At 66.3% G+C, this 1630-nt stretch carries 2 protein-coding genes; both read left to right on the top strand.

The features are described 5' to 3' along the window. Positions 1 to 852: chlorophyll synthase ChlG (gene chlG / locus ABWP50_RS06380; RefSeq protein WP_353217156.1), on the top strand; the 852-nt coding region annotated here is incomplete at its 5' end. Further along, positions 849 to 1630, top strand: a 782-nt coding sequence (locus ABWP50_RS06375) for a PucC family protein (RefSeq protein ID WP_353217180.1), incomplete at its 3' end; no start/stop codon positions are given. The genes chlG and ABWP50_RS06375, both read left to right, overlap by 4 nt.

The following is a 1630-nucleotide window of genomic DNA, read 5'->3' as shown; positions in this document are numbered from 1 at the left end:
GATGTGCTGGAATTGCTCAAGCCGGTCACCTGGTTCCCGCCGATGTGGGCATTCATGTGCGGCGTGGTGTCAGCCGGTGTCCCCTTAGTGGACCGCTGGGGCCTTCTGCTGGCCGGAATGATGCTGGCGGGACCGTTGGTGTGCGGCAACAGCCAGGCGATCAACGACTGGTTTGATCGCCATGTCGATGCCATCAATGAACCGCAGCGGCCGATCCCGTCTGGCCGCATTCCCGGGCGCATGGGCCTTGGCATCGCGGTGATTGGCACCATCATTTCGCTGATCGTCGGTTTTGCCCTCGGCCCGGTGGTGGGCGTCGCCACAGTGGTGGGCGTGGCGATGGCCTGGGCCTATTCGGCGCCGCCACTGCGCTTCAAGGCCAATGGCTGGCTGGGGCCGTTGGTGTGCGCCGCCGCCTATGAAGGCGTCACGTGGTTCACCGGCGCTGCGGTGATGGCCGGCGGCTTGCCCGACAGCCGCATCATCTGGGTGCTGTGCATGTATGCGCTAGGCGCGCACGGCATCATGGTCTTGAATGACTTCAAGGCCGTGAAGGGCGATGCCGTATCGGGCGTCAATTCGCTGCCGGTGCTGATCGGCGAGCGCGCCGCCGCCGCTGTTGCCTGCTGGACGATGGCCCTGCCACAGTTGGTGGTGATCGCACTTCTGGCCAGTTGGAACCTGGAGTGGCCCGCTGCGATGGTGGCGTTTTCGTTGGCGATGCAGGTGGTGCTGATGCAGCGCGTGCTGGCCGCGCCGGCGGCCAATGCGCCATTTTACAACGCCACGGGCACCAGCCTGTATGTGCTGGGCATGTTGGCCAGCGCCTTTGGATTGTCGGTGATCGTATGAGCCCGCAAACAACCGCGCTCGGCTGGGCTGGGATTGCCCGGCTGGGGCTGGTGCAAAGCGCGCTGGGCGCCATCGTGATGCTCGCATCGTCGCTGCTCAATCGTATCATGGTGGTGGAATATGCCATGGCCGCCGCGCTGCCGGCCGGGCTGGTGGCGCTGCATTACGGCGTACAACTGTCGCGCCCGAAATGGGGCCATGGCAGCGATGCCGGCTGGCGGCGCACGCCGTGGATCATCGGCGGCATGGCCGTGCTCGGCTGCGGCGGCCTGCTGGCCACACTGGCCACCACCTGGCTGGCCGGGCCGTTCTGGCCGGTGTTTGCCGCCTTGGTGCTGGCCTATGCCATGATCGGCATCGGCGTTGGCGCGGCCGGCACATCGCTGCTGGCGCTGCTGGCGACGCGCACCGCCGAGGCCCGGCGCCCGGCCGCCGCCAGCCTGACCTGGATCATGATGATCATCGGCATCGTCATTTCCGCTGGCGTAGCCGGGCAGCTGCTTGATCCCTTTTCCCCGGCGCGTCTGATTCAGGTGGCTGCCGGCGTGATCGCCGTGGCCTTCGCCGTCGCTTGCCTGGCGGTCTGGGGCGTTGAAGGTGCACCGCAAGCCGAAGTGCGGCGCGACACCGCACCGTTTGGCGACGCGCTGCGCGGCATCTGGGGTGATAAGCTCACCCGGCTGTTCAGTGTTTTCGTGTTCTTCTCGATGCTGGCCTATTCGATGCAGGATCTGATCCTGGAGCCGTTTGCGGGCCTGGTGTTCGGCATGACTCCGGG

The organism is Sandarakinorhabdus sp., from assembly GCF_040398645.1.
Classification (GTDB): Bacteria; Pseudomonadota; Alphaproteobacteria; order Sphingomonadales; family Sphingomonadaceae; genus Sandarakinorhabdus.
The sequence above is the reverse complement of the archived record's forward strand: the minus strand, read 5'-3'. Positions and strand labels throughout refer to the sequence as shown.